Origin of the sequence: Burkholderia sp. Ac-20365 (assembly GCF_017104715.1) — a bacterium.
Lineage (GTDB): Bacteria > Pseudomonadota > Gammaproteobacteria > Burkholderiales > Burkholderiaceae > Paraburkholderia.
This window is the reverse complement of sequence record NZ_JAAGPI010000041.1, coordinates 26,776-41,957: the sequence shown is the minus strand read 5'-3', so window position 1 is coordinate 41,957 and position 15,182 is coordinate 26,776. Positions and strand designations below refer to the sequence as shown.

Annotated in this window: 15 protein-coding genes and 1 tRNA gene; all 16 read left to right on the top strand. The window is 60.9% G+C overall.

The window, feature by feature from the left end; genetic code table 11:
• Positions 1 to 186: 186 nt before the first annotated feature.
• The 16 genes from pnp (at position 187) to nuoK (ending at position 15,171) form a co-directional block, all read left to right on the top strand.
• The gene (gene pnp / locus G3O01_RS38195) at positions 187 to 2,325 is read left to right on the top strand and encodes a polyribonucleotide nucleotidyltransferase (protein WP_205812434.1); all 2,139 of its coding nucleotides are present in this window, start codon (positions 187 to 189) and stop codon (positions 2,323 to 2,325) included.
• 126 nt (positions 2,326 to 2,451) lie between these two features.
• Entirely contained in the window at positions 2,452 to 3,468 is a 1,017-nt protein-coding gene (locus G3O01_RS38190) for an NAD(P)H-quinone oxidoreductase (RefSeq protein ID WP_205812426.1), read from the top strand.
• 155 nt (positions 3,469 to 3,623) lie between these two features.
• A complete protein-coding gene (gene tpiA, locus G3O01_RS38185) occupies positions 3,624 to 4,403 on the top strand; it encodes a triose-phosphate isomerase (RefSeq protein ID WP_205812424.1) in 780 nt (259 codons plus the stop codon).
• Positions 4,404 to 4,488: 85 nt separating this feature from the next.
• Positions 4,489 to 4,878 carry a preprotein translocase subunit SecG gene (secG, locus tag G3O01_RS38180; RefSeq protein WP_205812422.1) on the top strand — a complete coding sequence of 130 codons (390 nt, stop codon included), beginning with the start codon at positions 4,489 to 4,491 and terminating at the stop codon, positions 4,876 to 4,878.
• Between the two features lie 112 nt (positions 4,879 to 4,990).
• A tRNA-Leu gene (locus G3O01_RS38175) sits at positions 4,991 to 5,075 on the top strand.
• Between the two features lie 172 nt (positions 5,076 to 5,247).
• The gene (locus G3O01_RS38170; protein WP_028369574.1) at positions 5,248 to 5,607 is read left to right on the top strand and encodes an NADH-quinone oxidoreductase subunit A; all 360 of its coding nucleotides are present in this window, start codon (positions 5,248 to 5,250) and stop codon (positions 5,605 to 5,607) included.
• 62 nt (positions 5,608 to 5,669) lie between these two features.
• On the top strand, positions 5,670 to 6,149 hold the full coding sequence (locus G3O01_RS38165) for an NADH-quinone oxidoreductase subunit B (RefSeq protein WP_006052903.1): 480 nt from the start codon (positions 5,670 to 5,672) through the stop codon (positions 6,147 to 6,149).
• A gap of 21 nt (positions 6,150 to 6,170) precedes the next feature.
• Positions 6,171 to 6,773 (top strand): NADH-quinone oxidoreductase subunit C, encoded by a 603-nt coding sequence (locus G3O01_RS38160; protein ID WP_205812420.1) that lies wholly within the window; start codon positions 6,171 to 6,173, stop codon positions 6,771 to 6,773.
• Between the two features lie 9 nt (positions 6,774 to 6,782).
• Positions 6,783 to 8,036 (top strand): NADH-quinone oxidoreductase subunit D, encoded by a 1,254-nt coding sequence (locus G3O01_RS38155; protein ID WP_205812418.1) that lies wholly within the window; start codon positions 6,783 to 6,785, stop codon positions 8,034 to 8,036.
• A gap of 170 nt (positions 8,037 to 8,206) precedes the next feature.
• Entirely contained in the window at positions 8,207 to 8,692 is a 486-nt protein-coding gene (gene nuoE / locus G3O01_RS38150; protein ID WP_205812417.1) for an NADH-quinone oxidoreductase subunit NuoE, read from the top strand.
• Positions 8,689 to 10,017: an NADH-quinone oxidoreductase subunit NuoF gene (gene nuoF / locus G3O01_RS38145; RefSeq protein WP_205812415.1), complete on the top strand. Its 1,329-nt coding sequence runs from the start codon at positions 8,689 to 8,691 to the stop codon at positions 10,015 to 10,017. The genes nuoE and nuoF overlap by 4 nt, the downstream gene beginning before the upstream one ends.
• A gap of 96 nt (positions 10,018 to 10,113) precedes the next feature.
• The gene (nuoG, locus tag G3O01_RS38140) at positions 10,114 to 12,447 is read left to right on the top strand and encodes an NADH-quinone oxidoreductase subunit NuoG (protein ID WP_205812413.1); all 2,334 of its coding nucleotides are present in this window, start codon (positions 10,114 to 10,116) and stop codon (positions 12,445 to 12,447) included.
• A complete protein-coding gene (nuoH, locus tag G3O01_RS38135) occupies positions 12,448 to 13,512 on the top strand; it encodes an NADH-quinone oxidoreductase subunit NuoH (RefSeq protein WP_205812411.1) in 1,065 nt (354 codons plus the stop codon). It abuts the gene before it with no gap.
• 15 nt (positions 13,513 to 13,527) lie between these two features.
• Positions 13,528 to 14,016: an NADH-quinone oxidoreductase subunit NuoI gene (gene nuoI / locus G3O01_RS38130; protein ID WP_012401389.1), complete on the top strand. Its 489-nt coding sequence runs from the start codon at positions 13,528 to 13,530 to the stop codon at positions 14,014 to 14,016.
• Between the two features lie 162 nt (positions 14,017 to 14,178).
• Entirely contained in the window at positions 14,179 to 14,847 is a 669-nt protein-coding gene (locus tag G3O01_RS38125; protein WP_205812409.1) for an NADH-quinone oxidoreductase subunit J, read from the top strand.
• Positions 14,848 to 14,865: 18 nt separating this feature from the next.
• Positions 14,866 to 15,171 carry an NADH-quinone oxidoreductase subunit NuoK gene (nuoK, locus tag G3O01_RS38120; RefSeq protein ID WP_007588140.1) on the top strand — a complete coding sequence of 102 codons (306 nt, stop codon included), beginning with the start codon at positions 14,866 to 14,868 and terminating at the stop codon, positions 15,169 to 15,171.
• The last annotated feature ends 11 nt before the right edge of the window (positions 15,172 to 15,182 follow it).

Below are 15,182 nucleotides of genomic sequence, written 5' to 3'. Positions count from 1 at the left end.
GAATCAAGGCCGGACGATTCAAAACCGGGCTTCAGGGTAGGGCGCTGTGTCATTCCAGCGGTTCGCGTGCAACGGATCCATCCACGCGGTTCTCTGGAATGGCATAACACTCCTCTACCCAAAAGGCTTCGGTCCTGCGGTGCCGCGCGTCGTTGCGCGGCATGACTAAAAGATCAAGGAGGACAAATGTCTCTGTTTAACAAGGTCGTCAAAGAGTTCAAGTGGGGCCAGCATACGGTTCGCATGGAAACGGGTGAAATCGCCCGCCAGGCAAGCGGTGCCGTGCTCGTCGACATCGAAGACACCGTCGTGCTGGCCACAGTGGTCGGTGCGAAGACGGCAAAGCCGGGTCAGGACTTCTTCCCGTTGACCGTCGATTACCTCGAAAAGACCTACTCGGCTGGCAAGATCCCCGGCGGCTTCTTCCGTCGCGAAGGCCGTCCGTCGGAAGGCGAAACGCTGATCTCGCGCCTGATCGACCGTCCGCTGCGCCCGCTCTTCCCGGAAGGCTTCTACAACGAAGTGCAGGTCGTCATCCACGTGATGTCGATCAACCCGGAAGTCCCCGCTGACATCCCCGCGCTGATCGGCGCGTCGGCGGCACTCGCTGTGTCGGGCCTGCCGTTCAACGGCCCCGTCGGTGCTGCGCGCGTTGCGTACATCAACAACGAGTACGTGCTGAACCCGACCCGTTCGCAAAGCAAGGAATCGCGTCTGGACCTCGTCGTCGCCGGTACGGAACGCGCGGTGCTGATGGTTGAATCGGAAGCCGATCAGCTGCCGGAAGACGTGATGCTGGGCGCTGTCGTGTACGGTCACGAGCAGATGCAAACGGCTATCGACGCGATCCACGAACTGGTTCGTGAAGGCGGCAAGCCGGAATGGGACTGGAAGCCGGCGCCGAAGAACGAAGCGCTGATCTCGCGCGTCAACGAAATCGCGGGCAACGAACTGCTGTCGGCGTATCAGACGCGCGACAAGCAGGCTCGCTCGGCGAAGCTGAAGGAAGTCTACGCAGCGACGCAAGCCAAGCTCGAAGAAGAAGCGGCAGCAGCGGGCACGGCAGCAGCCGACAAGGCGTCGGTGGGCAACGTGCTGTTCGACATCGAAGCGAAGATCGTCCGTTCGCAGATCCTGAACGGCGAGCCGCGTATCGACGGCCGCGACACGCGCACAGTGCGCCCGATCGAAATCCGTACGGGCGTCCTGCCGCGTACGCACGGTTCGGCGCTGTTCACGCGTGGCGAAACGCAGGCGCTGGTCGTCGCAACGCTCGGCACGAAGGGCGATGAGCAGATCATCGACGCGCTCGAAGGCGAGTACCGCGACCGCTTCATGCTCCACTACAACATGCCTCCGTTCGCTACGGGCGAAACGGGCCGCGTCGGTTCGCCGAAGCGCCGCGAAATCGGTCACGGCCGCCTCGCGAAGCGCGCGCTGATCGCGTGTCTGCCGAGCGCGGAAGAGTTCGGTTACTCGATCCGCGTCGTGTCGGAAATCACGGAATCGAACGGTTCGTCGTCGATGGCATCGGTGTGCGGCGGCTGCCTCGCGCTGATGGACGCCGGCGTGCCGATGAAGGCACACGTCGCGGGTATCGCGATGGGCCTGATTCTCGAAGGCAACAAGTTTGCCGTGCTGACCGACATCCTCGGCGACGAAGATCACCTCGGTGACATGGACTTCAAGGTGGCGGGTACGTCGAATGGCGTGACGGCACTGCAGATGGACATCAAGATCCAGGGCATCACGAAGGAAATCATGCAGGTTGCCCTCGCGCAAGCGAAGGAAGGTCGTCTGCATATCCTCGACAAGATGACCTCGGCGGTGTCGGGCGTGAACACGGAAATGTCGGCGTACGCACCGCGCATGATCACCATCAAGATCAATCCGGAAAAGATCCGCGACGTGATCGGCAAGGGCGGTTCGGTGATCCGCGCGCTGACGGAAGAAACGGGCACGACGATCGACATTTCGGACGACGGCGTCGTCACGATCGCGAGCACGAGCAGCGAAGGCATGGCCGAAGCGAAGAAGCGCATCGAGAACATCACGGCAGAAGTGGAAGTCGGCCAGGTCTACGAAGGCACGATTCTCAAGCTGCTGGACTTCGGCGCGATCGTGAATCTACTGCCGGGCAAGGATGGTCTGCTGCACATCTCCGAAATCGCTAACGAGCGCATCAAGGACATCAACGACTACCTGAAGGAAGGCCAGCAAGTGAAGGTCAAGGTCATCCAGACGGACGAGAAGGGTCGTGTGCGTCTGTCGGCGAAGGCACTGCTGAACGAAGCACCGCAATCGGAACCGACGCCGCAGCAGTAATGCGGTAATGGTAGAGCGGCCGGTAGCGCAACTGCGCGCCGGCCGTTTTTCATGTAGGGTGGATTGCAGTGCGAACGGGTTATGTGACCGGCTCGCAGCGCAATCCAGACCTTGGGAGAGACGACGATGAACGCAATCGAAATCACCGAATTCGGTGCGCCGGAAGTCTTGAAACTCGCCGAGCGGCCGATGCCCGAGCCGAAGGCGGGCGAAGTGCTGATCAAGGTGTCCGCGTCGGGCGTGAACCGGCCAGACGTTTTCCAGCGCAAGGGCGGTTATGCGCCGCCGCCGGGCGCGTCGGATCTGCCGGGCCTGGAAGTGGCAGGCGAAATCGTCGGCGGAAATATCGACGAGAAGCGTAATTCGTTCGGCCTGAAGATCGGCGACCGTGTGTGCGCGCTGATGGCGGGCGGCGGTTATGCGGAATATGCGACCGTGCCGCTGCTGCAATGTCTGCCGGTGCCGAAGGGTTTCTCGGATATTGAAGCGGCTGCATTGCCTGAGACGTTTTTCACGGTCTGGAGCAATGTTTTTGACCGTGCGATGCTCGGCAAAGGCGAGGGCGGCGAAAACGAAACGTTTCTGGTACAGGGCGGCTCGAGCGGTATCGGCGTGACGGCGATCCAGATTGCGCATGCGCTCGGCTATCGCGTGTTTGCGACGGCCGGTACGGACGAGAAGTGCCGAGCCTGCGAAGAGATCGGTGCGGAGCGGGCGATCAACTACAAGACGGAAGATTTCGTCGAGGTGATCAAGTCTCTCACGAACGATCGCGGTGTCGACGTGATTCTCGATATGGTGGCGGGCAGCTATGTGCCGCGCGAACTGAAGGCGCTCGCCGATGGCGGCCGTCTCGCCATCATCGCGCTGCTGGGCGGTGCGAAGGCGGAAGTGAACCTGAACGACATTCTGCGTCGGAGGCTCACGGTCACGGGCTCGACGCTGCGTCCGCGGCCCGTCGAGTTCAAGGCGAAGATCGCGGCGCAACTGAAAGAGCGAGTCTGGCCGCATCTCGAAGACGGCGCGATCAAGCCGGTGATCTACAAGGTATTCCCCGCCGCGCAGGCCGCGCAGGCGCACGAACTGATGGAGAGCAGCACGCATGTCGGTAAGATCGTGCTGAATTGGGGTGCGGGTGCTTGACAGCGCTCGTTTAATTGAGTTTGACCCAGTCTGTCAGCACACAGTAAAATCGCGTGTTTTGCGCGTTCTGCATGGTTTTTGCATGCGGAGCGGGTACCGGGCGCCGACGAAGCGGACGCGCTCATCACCCGTACCACGATAAAACGAGCGAGACGATGGCGAAACAACGAGCAAAACTGGTAGTCGGTAACTGGAAGATGCACGGCCGGCTGGCCGATAACCGTGTGCTGCTGCAGGCGGTATCGCGCGGTGCGGAAGATCTTCCGGAAGATGTGCGAGTCGGCGTGTGTGTGCCGTGCCCCTATCTGGCGCAGGCGCAAACGCTGCTCGAAAGCGGCTGCGTCGCGTGGGGTGTGCAGGATGTCTCCGCGTACACGCAAGGTGCTTATACCGGCGAAGTCGCAGCCGAGATGGCGGCTGAGTTTGGCGTGACGTTCGCGATCGTCGGGCACTCGGAGCGCCGTGCGTATCATCGCGAAAGCGCGGAGATCGTTGCCGTAAAAACGCAGCGCGCGCTAGAAGCGGGTTTGACGCCGATCGTTTGCGTCGGCGAAACGCTTGAAGAGCGTGAGAGCGGGAAGACGGAGCAGGTCGTCGGTGCGCAACTCGATGCGGTGCTCGAGAAGCTGTCGGTGGAAGATGCGGCGCGTCTCGTCGTTGCTTACGAACCCGTATGGGCGATCGGCACCGGCAAGAGTGCAACGGCGCAGCAGGCACAAGATGTTCACGCGTTCCTGCGCGCGCGTCTCGTGGCGAAGGGCGGCGATGCCGCTGACGTGCTGCTGCTGTACGGCGGCAGTGTGAAGCCGGAGAACGCGGAAGACCTGTTCAGCCAGCAGGATATCGACGGCGGTCTGATCGGCGGCGCGTCGTTGAAGGATAAGGATTTCCTGGCAATCTGCAGTGCAGCTGTCGCGGCAACCGCCGCACGCTGATTCGAAGCAGAGTGCCTGGGCGAGGATGACCCATTGCGTGCGGCATGTCGTGCTGTACGGTTAAATAAAGACTCAGGTGAGTGTGATGCTGTATTTGAAAACGTTGATCATCGTCGTGCAGTTGCTGTCGGCGCTTGGCGTCATTGGCCTCGTGCTGTTGCAACATGGCAAGGGCGCCGACATGGGTGCGGCTTTCGGTAGTGGCGCATCAGGCAGTCTCTTCGGCGCGACAGGTTCTGCTAATTTTCTGTCACGTACCACTGCGATACTGGCAGCAGTGTTCTTCGTGACCACGTTGGGATTGACGTACCTCGGTTCGTATCACTCGAAGCCTTCGGCAGGCGTACTGGGTAGTGCGCCGGTTACCGCGCCTGTTGCTGCATCGGCCGCTCCTGCTACGTCGGCACCGGTCAATGCATCGGCTGCTGTCGCTGCACCTGCAGCTTCTGCGCCAGGCCAGGACGTGCCGAAATAAATTTTCGAGGAAAACACGTTTGTGCGTTGAACAAACTGTTTAACCGGGTTACAATTCAAGTCTTGAAGCGATTCGCGGGTTTTACAAGTTGTTTTCCCGGATTGCAGACAGTGCCGACGTGGTGAAATTGGTAGACACGCTATCTTGAGGGGGTAGTGGCGAAAGCTGTGCGAGTTCGAGTCTCGCCGTCGGCACCAATGTTATCTAATGCCAGCCGCTTGCTTCAGCTTCGGCTGGCATTTTCACTTCTGGGGTAGTGTTTGCTGTGGGCTTTCAACATCAAGCATCCCGAAGTGTTTCGCGTCAGGGGTTGTTCGTAGCAGTCAACGTCTCCTGACGTCACTCAGAACCAACCGATTGAGGATAGCTTTGAACCTCGCAGCCTATTTCCCCGTATTGATGTTCCTCCTCGTGGGCACCGGTTTAGGCGTAGCACTGGTCAGTATTGGCAAGATCCTCGGTCCGAATCGGCCGGACACCGAAAAGAACGCACCGTACGAGTGCGGCTTCGAAGCATTCGAAGATGCGCGCATGAAGTTCGATGTGCGCTACTACCTGGTCGCCATTCTCTTCATCATCTTCGACCTTGAAACGGCATTCCTGTTCCCGTGGGGCGTGGCCCTGCGTGATATTGGCTGGCCGGGCTTCATCTCGATGATGATTTTTCTGCTCGAATTCCTGTTGGGCTTCGCCTATATCTGGAAGAAGGGCGGCCTCGACTGGGAATGACGGGTTAATCGCCGGTGTGTTTGGGTGGCGATGGCTCGCCGCTCGTCTGGAGTGGAAAACAAATGAGTATCGAAGGGGTCTTGAAGGAAGGGTTTGTCACCACCACGGCTGACAAGCTGATCAACTGGACGCGTACCGGTTCCTTGTGGCCGATGACGTTCGGTCTCGCGTGTTGCGCGGTTGAGATGATGCATGCGGGCGCTGCCCGTTATGACCTCGACCGTTTCGGCGTGGTGTTCCGTCCAAGTCCGCGTCAGTCGGACGTGATGATCGTTGCCGGCACGCTGTGCAACAAGATGGCGCCTGCCCTGCGCAAGGTGTACGACCAGATGGCCGAGCCGCGTTGGGTGATCTCGATGGGTTCGTGCGCGAATGGCGGTGGCTACTATCACTACTCGTATTCGGTGGTGCGTGGCTGCGACCGTATCGTGCCCGTCGATGTGTACGTGCCGGGTTGTCCGCCCACGGCTGAGGCGCTGGTGTACGGCGTGATCCAGCTACAGGCGAAGATCCGCCGCACCAATACCATCGCCCGTCAATAAAGCCCAAGTCCTCCCCACAATATGGCAAGCAAACTCGAGACCCTCAAAGCGAACCTCGAGGCGGCCTTTGGCGGCCGCCTGACGAGCATCACCGAATCGATCGGTGAGCTGACCATCGTCGTGAAGGCGGAAGATTACCTCGAAGTGGTCACGCGTCTGCGCGACGATTTGTCGCTGCGCTTCGAACAGCTGATGGATCTCTGCGGCGTCGACTATCAAACCTACGGTGAAGGCGCTTACGAAGGTCCGCGTTTCGCCGCAGTCCTGCATCTGCTGTCCGTCACGAACAACTGGCGCGTGCGCGTGCGCGTGTTCGCGCCGGACGACGATGTGCCGCTGGTCCCGTCGGTCGTGGATGTCTGGAGTTCGGCCAACTGGTACGAGCGCGAAGCATTCGATCTGTTCGGCATCGTCTTCGAAGGTCACCCGGACCTGCGCCGCATCCTGACCGATTACGGTTTTATCGGTCACCCGTTCCGCAAGGATTTCCCTGTCTCCGGTTATGTCGAGATGCGTTACGACCCGGAAGAGAAGCGTGTCGTCTATCAGCCCGTGACGATCGAGCCTCGGGAAATCACGCCGCGCGTGATCCGCGAGGATCGCTATGGCGGCCTGAAACACTAAGAGAACGCCATGGCAGAGATCAAGAACTACACGCTCAACTTCGGCCCGCAGCACCCGGCAGCGCACGGTGTGCTGCGCCTCGTGCTCGAACTCGACGGCGAGGTGATCCAGCGCGCCGATCCGCATATCGGCCTCCTGCACCGCGCGACTGAAAAGCTCGCGGAAAGCAAGACCTTCATTCAGTCCGTGCCGTATATGGACCGTCTCGACTACGTGTCGATGATGGTCAACGAGCACGGCTATGTGATGGCGATCGAAAAGCTGCTCGGCATCGATGTGCCCATTCGCGCGAAATACATTCGCGTCCTGTTCGACGAAGTCACGCGCGTGCTGAACCACCTGATGTGGATCGGCGCGCACGCGCTCGACGTCGGCGCAATGGCCGTGTTCCTGTACGCATTCCGCGAGCGCGAAGATCTGATGGACGTGTATGAAGCGGTGTCCGGCGCACGGATGCACGCGGCGTACTACCGTCCGGGTGGCGTCTACCGCGATCTGCCGGACGCGATGCCGCAATACAAGGCATCGAAGATTCGCAACGCGAAGGCACTGTCGAAGATGAACGAGACGCGCCAGGGTTCGCTGCTCGACTTCATCGAAGATTTCTTCAACCGTTTCCCGGGTTGTGTCGACGAGTACGAAACGCTGCTCACCGACAACCGCATCTGGAAGCAGCGTCTGGTCGGCATTGGCGTCGTGAGTCCGGAGCGGGCGCTGCAGCTCGGCATGACGGGCGCGATGCTGCGCGGTTCGGGTATCGCGTGGGATCTGCGCAAGAAGCAGCCGTACGAAGTGTATGACCAGATGGACTTCGACATTCCGGTCGGCGTGAACGGCGATTGCTACGACCGCTATCTGGTGCGCGTCGAAGAAATGCGTCAATCCACACGCATTGCGAAACAGTGCATTGAATGGTTGCGTAAGAATCCCGGCCCTGTGATGACGGACAATCACAAGGTTGCGCCGCCGTCGCGCGTGGGCATGAAGTCGAACATGGAAGACCTGATTCACCACTTCAAGCTGTTCACGGAAGGCTTCCACGTGCCGGAAGGCGAAGCGTACGCAGCCGTGGAGCATCCGAAGGGTGAGTTCGGCATCTATCTGGTGTCGGACGGCGCGAACAAGCCGTACCGCCTCAAGATCCGCGCGCCGGGTTATGCGCATTTGTCCGCGCTCGATGAAATGGCGCGCGGCCACATGATCGCCGACGCCGTGACGATCATCGGCACGCAGGACATCGTGTTCGGTGAAGTGGACCGCTAGAGCGGTTTGTCATAGCGGTATTCATCAAGGCGCGCGCTCTCGCAGCCGATAAAGCAATAGAAGCGGAGCGCACGTCAAGCAAAGGAACGCCGGGTCTGTCGCAACATGCCGCAATACGCAGTGCGCGACAGGTTTTCGTTCGGTAGGAATTGAAAGAGTCGTGTCTGAAAATGATCTCAGCTGAAGGCCTGAAAGAAATCGATCGCGCGATCGCAAAGTATCCCGCGGATCAGAAGCAGTCCGCCGTGATGGCGGCGCTCGCCGTCGGTCAGGAAGAGCTTGGCTGGCTGTCGCCCGAACTCATGCAGTTCGTCGCCGACTATCTCGGCATGCCGCCCGTCGCCGTGCAGGAGGTCGCGACCTTCTACACGATGTACGAGTTGAAGCCGGTCGGCAAATACAAGATCACGCTCTGTACGAACCTGCCGTGCCAGCTCGGTCCTGATGGCGGTTCGGACAGCGCCGCCGACTATCTGAAGCAGAAGCTCGGCATCGACTTCGGCGAAACCACCGCGGACGGCAAGTTCACCCTGAAAGAGGGCGAATGCATGGGTTCGTGCGGTGATGCCCCCGTGCTGCTCGTGAACAACCATCGCATGTGCAGCTTCATGAGCCGCGAGAAGATCGACCAGCTGCTCGAGGAACTTTCGAAATGACGTCTTTACACGATCGTCACATCAAACCGCTGATTCTCGCCGGCCTGAACGGCGACAACTGGCATCTTGAGGACTACGTTGCGCGCGGCGGCTACAAGCAGTTGCGCCGTATTCTCGAAGAGAAGATTCCGCCTGAGCAGGTGATCGCAGACGTGAAAGCGTCGGGCCTGCGTGGCCGTGGCGGTGCGGGCTTCCCGACCGGCCTGAAGTGGAGCTTCATGCCGCGCCAGTTCCCGGGACAGAAGTATCTCGTCTGTAACTCGGACGAAGGCGAACCGGGCACGTTCAAGGATCGCGACATTCTGCGCTGGAATCCGCATGCGCTGATCGAAGGCATGGCCATCGGTGCGTACGCGATGAACATCACGGTCGGCTACAACTACATCCACGGTGAAATCTTCGAAGTCTATCGACGCTTCGAAGCAGCGCTGGAAGAAGCACGCGCGGCGGGCTTCCTCGGCGACAACATCATGGGTTCGGGCTTCTCGTTCCAGCTGCACGCGCACCATGGTTACGGCGCGTACATCTGCGGCGAAGAAACCGCGCTGCTCGAATCGCTGGAAGGCAAGAAGGGCCAGCCGCGGTTCAAGCCGCCTTTCCCGGCGAGCTTTGGCGTGTACGGCAAGCCGACCACGATCAACAACACGGAAACGTTCGCAGCCGTGCCGTTCCTGCTGGCCGTCGGTCCGCAGAATTACCTCGAAATGGGTAAGCCGAACAACGGCGGCACGAAGATCTTCTCGGTATCGGGTGACGTCGAGCGTCCGGGCAACTATGAAGTCCCGCTCGGCACGCCGTTCGCGACGCTGCTCGATCTCGCAGGCGGCATGCGCGGCGGCAAGAAGATCAAGGCCGTGATTCCTGGCGGTTCGTCGGCTCCGGTCATTCCGGGCGAGCTGATGATGCAAACCGACATGGACTACGACTCGATCGCCAAGCAGGGTTCGATGCTGGGTTCGGGCGCCGTCATCGTGATGGACGAGACCCGCTGCATGGTGCGCTCGCTGCTGCGTCTGTCGTACTTCTATTACGAAGAGTCGTGCGGTCAGTGCACGCCGTGCCGCGAAGGCACGGGCTGGCTGTATCGCGTCGTGCATCGCATCGAGCACGGTCAGGGCCGCAAGGAAGACCTGGATCTGCTGAACTCGGTGGCTGAAAACATCATGGGCCGCACGATCTGCGCGCTCGGCGATGCAGCGGCGATGCCCGTGCGCGGCATGCTGAAGCACTACTGGGACGAATTCGAGTATCACGTCGCCAACAAGCGTTGCGTCGTCGGCGGTCATGCCGGCGCGGCGGCGGCCCCGGAAACGGTCGCTGCATAAAGCGGGAATCAAACGCGGGCGCCGCCGCCAAGCGCAAAGCGCAGCGGCGAGCGGGCGAACGATTGAGCGGTAACAGGTTAAGGAAGATTGACCATCATGGTTGAACTTGAAATAGACGGCAAGAAAGTAGAGGTGGCCGAAGGCAGCATGATCATTCAGGCTGCGCATAAGGTCGATACCTATATCCCTCACTTCTGCTATCACAAGAAGCTGTCGATTGCGGCCAACTGCCGGATGTGTCTTGTCGATGTCGAGAAGATGCCGAAGGCCGTGCCTGCATGCGCGACGCCGGTGTCGGCGGGCATGATCGTGCGCACGAAGTCGGACAAGGCGGTGAAGGGCCAGCAATCGGTGATGGAGTTCCTGCTGATCAACCATCCGCTCGATTGCCCGATCTGCGACCAGGGCGGTGAGTGCCAGTTGCAGGATCTGGCCGTTGGTTACGGCAAGTCGTCCTCGCGTTATACCGAAGAGAAGCGCGTCGTGTTCCACAAGAACGTCGGCCCGCTGATCTCGATGGAAGAAATGTCGCGCTGCATTCACTGCACGCGGTGTGTGCGCTTTGGTGAAGAAGTCGCCGGCGTGATGGAACTCGGCATGCTGGGCCGTGGCGAGCACTCGGAAATCACGTCGTTCGTCGGCAAGACGGTCGACTCCGAACTGTCGGGCAACATGATCGACCTGTGCCCGGTCGGCGCGCTAACCAGCAAGCCGTTCCGATACAGCGCGCGTACGTGGGAACTGTCGCGCCGCAAGTCGGTGAGCCCGCACGATTCCGTCGGCGCGAACCTCGTGGTGCAGGTAAAGAACAATCGCGTGATGCGTGTTCTGCCGTTCGAAAACGAAGCCATCAACGAATGCTGGATTTCGGACAAGGACCGCTTCTCGTATGAAGCCCTCAACAGCCCGGAACGTCTGACGCGCCCGATGCTCAAGCAGAACGGCCAGTGGATGGAAACCGACTGGCAGACGGCGCTCGAATACGTCGTCAAGGGTCTGAAGGGCATCTCGGCCGATCACGGCGCGAACGCGATTGCCGCACTCGGCAGCGCGCATAGCACGGTCGAAGAACTGTTCCTCCTCAAGCAACTCGCGCAAGCCGTCGGCACACCGAACATCGATTTCCGTCTGCGTCAGACGGACTTTTCGGTAGCCGCAAACGGCACGCCGTGGCTCGGTACGTCGATCGCCAACCTGTCGATGCTCGACAGCGCGCTCGTGATCGGGTCGTCGCTGCGTCGCGACCATCCGCTGTTTGCTGCGCGTCTGCGTCAGGCCGCGAAGGGCGGCGCACAGATCACGCTGCTGCAGGCCACGCGCGACGACGCGCTGATCCCGCAAGCGGCACGTATCGCAGCGGCACCGTCAGCGTGGCTGAACGAACTGGCTGGCATCGCAGCCGCCGTGTCGGAAGCGAAGGGCGTGGCGCTGCCGGAAGCCTTCGCAGGCGCGACGGCATCGGATGCAGCAAAGCAGACGGCCAAGGCACTCGGCGCTGGCGAAACGCGCGTCGTGCTGCTCGGCAACGGCGCCGTCCAGCATCCGGAATTCGCTGCGATCCACGCAGCGGCGCAATGGATTGCCGACACGACGGGCGCGACGCTCGGCTTCTTGACGGAAGCAGCGAACACGGTTGGCGCGCATCTCGTCGGCGCATTGCCGGGCGAGGGCGGTCTGAACGCGCGCGAAGCATTCGAGCAGCCGCGCAAGGGCTATGTGCTGCTGAACCTCGAACCCGAATTCGATACGGCCAACCCGGCTCAGGCGCTCGCCGCGCTGAACCAGGCTGAAATGGTCGTCGTGATGTCGCCGTTCCAGACGGGCGCCGAATACGCGGACGTCCTGCTGCCGATCGCCCCGTACACGGAAACGGCGGGCACGTTCGTCAACGCGGAAGGCACGGTGCAGATGTTCAACGGCGTGGTGCGTCCGCTCGGCGATACACGTCCTGGATGGAAAGTGTTGCGCGTGCTCGGCAACCTGCTCGGCGCGTCGGGCTTCGACTACGATACGGCGGAGCAGGTGCGTGTTGCTGCGCTGGGCGATGGCGATCTCACGCCGCGTCTGTCGAACAAGACGTCGGCAAGCGTCGCACGCGGCAATGGCGCGAAGGCAGCGGAAGGCACCTTCGAGCGTATCGCCGATGTGCCGATCTATCACGCCGACCAGCTCGTGCGTCGTGCGGAGTCGCTGCATCTGACGGCCGCTGCGCGCGCCGCCAACTCGGTGGGTCTGCCCGCCGCGCTGTTCGACAAGCTGGGTTTGAAGGAAGGCGACGCCGTGCGCGTTCGTCAGGGCGATCGTTCGGTGCAGATTCCGGCCGTGCGTGATGCGAATCTTGCGGAGACAGTCGTCCGCGTGTCGGCGGCTACGCCTGCCGGTGCAGCGCTGGGCAGCCTGTTCGGTGAACTGGTGGTGGAGAAGGCGTAAATGACCTTGTTCGAATCGATCAACGCGGGCGGCTCCCAGCTTCTCGGGGTGGCATGGCCCACGGTGTGGGCGGTGGTGCGCATCCTCGTGGTGTCCGTTGCCATCCTGCTGTGCGTGGCTTATCTGATCCTGTGGGAGCGTAAGCTGATCGGCTGGATGCACGTTCGTCTCGGCCCGAACCGCGTCGGCCCCGCCGGTCTGCTGCAGCCGATCGCAGACGTCTTGAAGCTGCTGCTCAAGGAAGTCATTCAGCCGTCGCAGGCAAGCCGCTGGGTCTATCTGATCGCGCCTGTGATGGTGGTGGTGCCCGCGTTCGCGGTCTGGGCGGTGATTCCGTTCCAGGCAGGCGCCGTGCTCGGCGATATCAACGCAGGCCTGCTGTACGCGATCTCGATCTCGTCGGTCGGCGTGTACGGCGTGATTCTGGCCGGCTGGGCGTCGAACTCGAAGTACGCGTTCCTCGGCGCGATGCGCGCTGCAGCACAGATGGTGTCGTACGAAGTGTCGATGGGCTTCGCACTCGTGGTCGTGATGATGACCGCGGGCACGATGAACCTGTCGGACATCGTCGGCTCGCAGATGCGCGGCATCTTCGCGAGCCACGGCATCACGTTCCTGTCGTGGAACTGGCTGCCGCTCTTGCCGGCGTTCGTCGTCTACTTCGTGTCGGGCATCGCGGAAACCAACCGCCACCCGTTCGACGTGGTGGAAGGCGAATCGGAAATCGTCGCGGGTCACATGATCGATTACTCGGGTATGGCGTTCGCGCTGTTCTTCCTCGCCGAATACATCAACATGATCGTGATCTCGGCGCTTGCTTCGATCCTGTTCCTGGGCGGCTGGAGTGCTCCGTTCGAGTTCCTGTCGTTCATCCCGGGCATCTTCTGGCTGGTCCTCAAGGTCTTCTTCCTGCTGTCGGTCTTCATCTGGGTGCGCGCGACATTCCCGCGTTACCGCTATGACCAGATCATGCGTCTGGGCTGGAAGATTTTCCTGCCGGTAACCGTGATCTGGGTGATCGTGGTCGGCCTCTGGATCATGTCGCCGTTGAATATCTGGAATTAAGGGGGCGGACGAACCATGACCGCAATCCAAAACTTCTTCAAGACCTTCTTTCTGACCGAGCTGCTCAAGGGCCTCGCGCTGACGGGACGCTATACGTTCCAGCGCAAGATCACCGTGCAGTTCCCGGAAGAGAAGACTCCGATTTCCCCGCGCTTCCGTGGCCTGCATGCACTGCGCCGCTACGAGAACGGCGAAGAGCGCTGCATCGCGTGCAAGCTGTGCGAAGCCGTGTGCCCGGCGCTCGCGATCACGATCGAATCGGAAACGCGCGCGGACAACACGCGCCGCACGACGCGCTACGACATCGACCTGACCAAGTGCATCTTCTGTGGCTTCTGCGAAGAGAGCTGCCCGGTCGATTCGATCGTCGAAACGCACATCCTCGAATATCACGGCGAAAAGCGCGGCGACCTGTACTTCACGAAGGACATGCTGCTCGCAGTCGGCGACCGCTACGAAGCGGAGATCGCTGCTAACAAGGCAGCCGACGCACCCTATCGTTGATAGGTTAGCCACGAGTTGAATCCCGCGCGTATCTGCCAGGCATAAGAACGCGCGGAACTGCCAGACCGCTCTGGCGCTGCGTCACGCAAAGCAACACAATGCAGAAGACGACGCGCGCCAAAGCACCAAGCCTGACGATGGCCTAACGATGAATCGGTAATCATGGACTTCACGACCGTACTGTTCTACATCTTCGCGTTACTCCTGACGGTGTCAGGGCTGAAGGTGATCACTTCGCGCAACCCGGTGTCGTCCGCGTTGTTCCTCGTGCTCGCGTTCTTCAACGCGGCCGCGATCTGGATGCTGCTGCAGGCGGAATTCCTCGCGATCCTGCTGGTGCTGGTGTATGTCGGCGCGGTGATGGTGCTGTTCCTGTTCGTCGTGATGATGCTGGACATCAATCTCGACGTGCTGCGCCGCGACTTCAAGCGCTTCGTGCCGATGGCGACGGTGGTCGGCGCGATCATCGTGATCGAGACGGCGCTGATCCTGTGGCATGGCTACGGCGCGACGGTTCAGCCCGTGCGCGACACGACGGCTGCCGTCGCCGGCGCCGCCGACTGGTCGAACACGCGCCTGATCGGCAAGATCATTTACACCGACTACATCTTCGCGTTCGAAGTGGCGGGCCTCGTGCTGCTGGTCGCGATCATCGCGGCGATTGCGCTGACCACGCGTCATGGCAAGGACAGCAAGCGCCAGCGCGTGTCGGATCAGGTGAAGGTGCGTGCGCAAGACCGCGTGCGCGTGGTCAAGATGGCCGCGGAGATCGAACGTCCGGCTGAACCTGAAACCGTTGCTGGCGACGCAGACGCCGCCAAGAAAAGCTGACGTCAGGAGGAGAAAAACATGTTGTCCCTTGCCCATTACCTCGTGCTCGGCGCGATCCTGTTCGCGATCAGCATCGTCGGCATTTTCCTGAACCGTCGCAACGTCATCATCATCCTGATGGCAATTGAACTGATGCTGCTGGCGGTCAACACGAACTTCGTCGCGTTCTCGCATTATCTCGGCGATGTGCATGGCCAGATCTTCGTTTTCTTCGTGCTGACGGTGGCAGCGGCGGAAGCGGCGATCGGTCTTGCGATTCTGGTGACCCTGTTCCGTAGCCTCGACACGATCAATGTCGAGGATCTCGATCAGCTCAAAGGTTAACTTCAGGCACA